Below are 5,648 nucleotides of genomic sequence, written 5' to 3' on the forward strand. Positions count from 1 at the left end.
GCACATGGCCGCGCGCGCCCCGCGCCTTCTGCCGCGCAGGCGTGGCCATCGCCTCGTCCCGGCGCGGCGGGGACGGCGGATCGACCTGCAGCGCGCGTTGCGCGAACAGGCGCGCCATGACGGCGATGCCGTGCGTCTGCCTCGACGACGGCGCAAGCTGCGTCAGCGCCGCATCCTGTTGCTGATCGACGTCTCCGGCTCGATGAAGGCGCGGACGGACGCGCATCTGCGCTTCGCCCACGCGCTCGCGCGCGCCGCCGACCGGATCGAGATTTTCACCATGGGCACCCGGCTGACGCGCGTGACCCGCGCCATGCGTCTGCGGATGCGGACACAGGCGCTGGCCGAGGCGTCGCAGACCGTCGCGGACTGGGACGGCGGCACGCGGCTCGGCGACGCGCTGGCGGCGTTCCTCGGGGTGCCCCGCTTCGCCGCGGCCGCGCGCGGCGCGCTGGTGCTCGTGCTGTCCGACGGGCTGGAACGCGGCGATCCGTCGGTACTCGTGGACGCGGTGCGGCGCCTGTCGCGCCTCGCATGGCGCATCGCGTGGCTGTCGCCGCTGGTCACCGCCGGCGAGGCGCCGCAGACCGAGGCGATGCGGGCGGTGCGGCCAATGCTGCACGACCTGGTGCCCGGCGGCACCACGGCGGCGCTGGTCGCCCACATCCTGCACGAACGGAGGGAAGCGGCGTGACAAGCGTGGTCGTGGACGCACATCACCACATCTGGCGGCAGCAGGACCTGCCCTGGCTGCTGGGTCCGATGCAGCCGCGCATCTTCGGCCCCTACGAGCCGATCCGGCGCGACTATCCGATCGCGGAGTACCGCGCCGACATCGCCGGCAGCGGCGTCACCCGCTCGGTCTACGTGCAGGCGAACTGGCCCCCGGCGCGCTATCTGGAGGAGGCGCAATGGGTGCAGTCCGTCGCCGACGCCACCGGCTGGCCGCATGCGATCGCCGCCTATGCCGACCTCACCGCCGACGATGCCCGCGCGCAATACGACCGTCTCGCGACGGTGCCGCTGATGCGTGCCGTGCGGATGCAGCTGCATTGGCATGCCAACGCGCAGTACCGCTTCGCCGCCCGCCCCGACTTCGCGCGCGATCCGGTGCTGCGTGCCAACGTCGCCCGCCTCGCGGCGTATGGCTGGGCGTTCGAGCTACAGGTGTTCACGTCGCAGATGCAGGACGCGGCCGATCTCGCGGCGGCCTGCCCGGACGTCATCTTCATCCTCCAGCACGCCGGCATGCTGGAGGATACCAGCCCCGCCGGGGAGGCCGCGTGGCACGCCGGCATGCGGGCGCTGGCGGCGCAATCCAACGTGGTGGCGAAGCTGTCCGGCCTCGGCACCTTCATCCACCGCAACGACGCGGCACATATCGCGCGCATCGTGCGGGTGACGGTGGCGTTGTTCGGCCCGCGGCGCTGCCTGTTCGGCTCCAACTTCCCGATCGAGAAGCTCTGGACCGACTACGGCGCGCTCATTGGCGCCTATCGGGCGGCCATCGCCGATCTGCCGGACGCCGACCGGGATGCCATCATGGGCGGCACCGCCAGCCGCATCTATCGTCTGGAGGAACCCGACCATGCCGCTTGAAATCAAACTTCTGGACCTCGGCGACATCGAGCTGGAGGCGAGCTTTCTCGTGCTCGGCCGCGACTGCGGGCGCACCAAGCGCGTCAAGACGTTCGGCTTCCTCATCCTCGGCGGCCCCTGGCCGATCGTGGTAGATACCGGCTTCCGCTCCAACCAGATCATGGAATCGCTCGGCATGCGCGGCCTCGCGTTCCACGAGAACATGATCGAGAACCAGCTCGCCCGGCACGGCGTCCGCATGGCGGACGTGCGCTATGTCATGCACACGCATCTGCACATCGACCATGCCGGCTGCGACGACCGGTTTTCGATGCGCACCACCGTCGTGCTCAACCGGCGGGAGCTGGAATATTCGGTCTCCGGCCTGATGCACCCGCAATATCCGGCGCCGGACGTCAAGCACCTCGTGGACCGGCTGCACACCCGCCATGCGCTGCGCTTCCTCGATCTGGAAATCAGCGGCATGACGGAGATATGCCCGGGCGTGCGGTGCGAGGCGGCGGGCGCGCATACCGAGGGATCGATGAACGTGCATGTCGATACCGCGGACGGGCTGGCCACCATCTGCGGCGACGTGATCTATGATTTCAACGACCAGATCGTCGAGCCGTTCAACGAAATCCAGGATGGCGAGCCGCGCGTGACCGGCAATCACGGCACGACGAAGCGACAGGAGAAGGCGGCGATCAAGAAGCTGCTCAGCTCCTCGCGCTACCTGCTGCCGGTGCACGACTTCCCCGCCCGGATCGAGGGCGGACAGGTGGCGGCGCGCCTGCAGAACGCCGTGCCCGGCCCGGCGACGCAAAGCCTGCCGCGCCGCGACTGGTTCCCGGCCTGATCCGCCATGACCCATACCGCCCTGCGCGCGCACTTCGAGACGCTGATCGACGCCTATGCGCCGGTCTCCCAACTCGGCACCGGCTTCACCTTCACCGAGGGGCCGATCTGGCACCCGCGCGACGGCTACCTGCTGTTCTCCGACATGCCGGCCGACGTCCGCCGCCGCTGGGACCCGTCGGGCGGCGTGCGCGAGGTGCGGCGCCCGTCGAACAAGGGCAACGGCATGACTTATGATGCCGGGCTCAACCTGATCGTCTGCGAACACGCGACGTCGATGCTGGTGCGGGAATACCCGGACGGACGGCGCGACATCCTCGCCTCGCATTTCCAGGGGCAGGAGCTGAACAGCCCGAACGACGTCTGCGTGCGCGGCGACGGCAGCATCTATTTCAGCGATCCGTCCTATGGCCGGATGCCGGTCTACGGCGTCGAACGTCCCACGCAGCTCGGGTTTCAGGGGGTCTATCGCGTGCCGCCCGGCGGCGGCGCGCCGGAACTGCTGGTAGAGCGAACGCTGTTCACCCAGCCGAACGGGCTGTGCTTCTCGCCCGACGAGCGGCTGCTGTACGTCAACGACACGGTACAGGCGCTGATCCGCGTCTTCGACGTGGCGGCGGACGGGACGCTGGGCGCGCCGCGCGTCTTCGCCTCCGGCATCAAGTCCGATCTGGAGCCCGGACGCCCCGACGGCATGAAATGCGACGCGGAGGGCAATGTCTGGGTCACCGGGCCCGGCGGCGTGCGCGTCTATGCGCCCGACGGCGACTGGCTCGGCACGGTGCGCATCCCGGAGATGGCGGCCAACCTCGCCTGGGGCGGCGAGGGGTTCCGCACCCTGTTCGTCACCGCGACGCACTCCGTCTATGCGGTCCCGACCAAGGTCGGCCCCCGGACCGAGCCGTATATGCGCGCCCAGGCCACGCCGGCGGCGCCCGCCGGCGCCGCGTCCCAGTCGTCTGCCGCCCAGTCCTCCGCGTCCGACCCGTCTGCCGGCCTCGTGCTCGATCCGGCCCGGACCGTGCTGCTGATGCAGGATCTGCAGAACGACGTGATCTCGGACGGCGGCGCCTTCGCGTCCTCCGGGGCGCCGGAGCACGCGCGGGCGCAGGACGTCGTCGCCAATGTCCGCCGCCTCGCCGATGCATGCCGGGCACGGGGCATCCCGGTGATCCACGTCCATTTCGTGGTCGATCCGGGCGCGCCGGGGCTGACGCTTAACGCGCCGCTGTTCGAGGGGGTGGTGGATTCCAACGCCCTCGTGCGCGGCACCTGGGGCGCCGCACCTGCCCCGGGACTGGAGCCGCGGCCCGGCGATTTCGTGGTCGAGAAGTGCCGCATGAGCGCGTGGGAGGGCACGCGACTGGAGACGGTCCTGCGCGCCCTCGGCCGCGACGTGATCCTCAACACCGGCGCCTGGACCAACATGTCGGTCGAGCACACCGCCCGCACCGGCGCCGATCGCGGCTACTTCATGGTCGTGCCGGCGGATTGCTGCTCCACGATGAATGCCGACTGGCAGCGGGCCTCGATCGACCACGCGATGCAGAACGTCGCGGTCGTCACCACGCTTGCGGACGTGCTGGCGGCCCTCGGCGGCTGAGGGGCCCGCGCTGGCGGTCCGGGCCGCGCTGCGGTAGAGCGGCCGCCGGATCATGGCCACGCCGCTTCTCACGCTGCAGGATGTCTCGCTCCGCTTCGGTCCCGCGCCGCTGCTGGAGAGCGCCGGGCTGTCGGTGGGGGCGGGGGACCGCGTCTGCCTCGTCGGGCGCAACGGATCGGGCAAATCCACGCTGCTGCGCGTCGCGGCCGGGCTGCTCGCGCCCGATTCCGGGCGGCGCTTCGTGCAGCCTGGTGCCACCATCCGCTACCTGCCGCAGGAGCCGGACCTCTCGGGCCATCCCACGACGCTATCTTACGTGGAGGCCGGACTCGGCACCGACGCGGCGGTCGACCGCCATCGCGCGCTGTATCTGCTGCAACGCCTCGGCCTGACCGGGGCGGAGGACACCGCTGCGCTGTCGGGCGGGGAGGCACGCCGGGCGGCGCTGGCGGCGGTGCTGGCGCCGGAGCCGGATATCCTGCTGCTCGACGAGCCGACCAACCACCTCGACCTCCCCGGCATCGCGTGGCTCGAGTCCGAACTCGCCGGCATGCGCGCCGGGATCGTCACCATCAGCCACGACCGCCGGCTGCTGGACGCCATCAGCCGCACCACCGTCTGGCTGGACCGCGGCGCCACCCGCACGCTCGACCGCGGCTTCGCCGGGTTCGAGGCGTGGCGCGATGCGGTGCTGGAACAGGAGGAGGCCGACCGCCACAAGCTCACCCGCAAGATCGCGGCGGAGGAGGACTGGCTGCGCTACGGCGTGACCGCGCGGCGCAAGCGCAATGTCCGCCGGCTGGCCGACCTGCACGCCCTGCGCGCCGCGCGGCGGGAGGCACGGGCGGCCATCGGCAGCGTGAAGATGGAGGCGGCGCAGGCCGACCTGTCCGGCCGTCTGGTCATCGTCGCGGACGGCGTGAGCAAGTCCTACGGCGACCGCGCCGTGGTGCGCGGCCTGACCACGCGCGTGATGCGCGGCGACCGCGTGGGCATCATCGGCGCCAACGGGGCGGGCAAGACCACGCTGCTGCGCCTGCTGACCGGCGCCCTCGCGCCCGATTCCGGCGAGGTGCGGCTCGGCACCGGGATCGAGCAGGTCACGCTCGACCAGCGGCGGGAGGCCCTGGACCCGGCGCAGACCCTGGCCGCGGCGCTGACCGGCGGGGCCGGCGACACGGTGCAGGTGGCCGGCCAGCGCCGTCACGTGGTCGGCTACATGAAGGACTTCCTGTTCACCCCGGATCAGGCGGGCACGCCGGTCGGCGTGCTGTCGGGGGGCGAGCGCGGGCGGCTGATGCTGGCGCGTGCCTTTGCCCGTCCGTCCAACCTGATGGTGCTGGACGAGCCGACCAACGATCTCGACCTCGAGACGCTGGACCTGCTGCAGGAACATCTGGCCGATTATGCCGGCACGGTGCTGCTGGTCAGCCACGACCGCGACTTCCTCGACCGCGTCGTGACCTCGGTGCTGGTCACGGCGGGCGACGGGCGCTGGCTCGACTATGCGGGGGGCTACACGGACATGCTGGCCCAGGGCGGCCCCGCCGTCGGCGCGCTGGCTGGCGCCGCGCCGCCGCCCGGCCGCGCGGCGGCGTCCCGTCCCGTC

The 5,648-nt window shown here is 71.5% G+C and carries 5 protein-coding genes; all 5 read left to right on the forward strand.

Annotation, left to right across the window (positions count from 1 at the left end):
- Positions 1-694: VWA domain-containing protein (locus B8460_RS07250; RefSeq protein ID WP_048860916.1), on the forward strand; the 694-nt coding region annotated here is incomplete at its 5' end.
- On the forward strand, positions 691-1,599 hold the full coding sequence (locus B8460_RS07255; protein ID WP_048860917.1) for an amidohydrolase family protein: 909 nt from the start codon (positions 691-693) through the stop codon (positions 1,597-1,599). The genes B8460_RS07250 and B8460_RS07255, both read left to right, overlap by 4 nt.
- Complete coding sequence (locus tag B8460_RS07260; protein WP_048860918.1) at positions 1,589-2,437, forward strand: MBL fold metallo-hydrolase; 849 nt, start codon at positions 1,589-1,591, stop codon at positions 2,435-2,437. Before B8460_RS07255 ends, B8460_RS07260 begins: the two co-directional genes overlap by 11 nt.
- 6 nt (positions 2,438-2,443) lie before the next feature.
- Positions 2,444-4,039 (forward strand): isochorismatase family protein, encoded by a 1,596-nt coding sequence (locus B8460_RS07265; protein ID WP_048860919.1) that lies wholly within the window; start codon positions 2,444-2,446, stop codon positions 4,037-4,039.
- 52 nt (positions 4,040-4,091) lie between these two features.
- Positions 4,092-5,648: ABC-F family ATP-binding cassette domain-containing protein (locus B8460_RS07270; RefSeq protein ID WP_048860920.1), on the forward strand; the 1,557-nt coding region annotated here is incomplete at its 3' end.

The organism is Acidisphaera rubrifaciens HS-AP3 (assembly GCF_000964365.1).
Lineage (GTDB): Bacteria > Pseudomonadota > Alphaproteobacteria > Acetobacterales > Acetobacteraceae > Acidisphaera > Acidisphaera rubrifaciens.

Coding starts and splice junctions, on each gene's coding strand:
- B8460_RS07260 (WP_048860918.1), top strand. CDS start 1,589: ATGCCGCTTGAAATCAAACTTCTGGACCTCGGCGACATCGAGCTGGAG.
- B8460_RS07265 (WP_048860919.1), top strand. CDS start 2,444: ATGACCCATACCGCCCTGCGCGCGCACTTCGAGACGCTGATCGACGCC.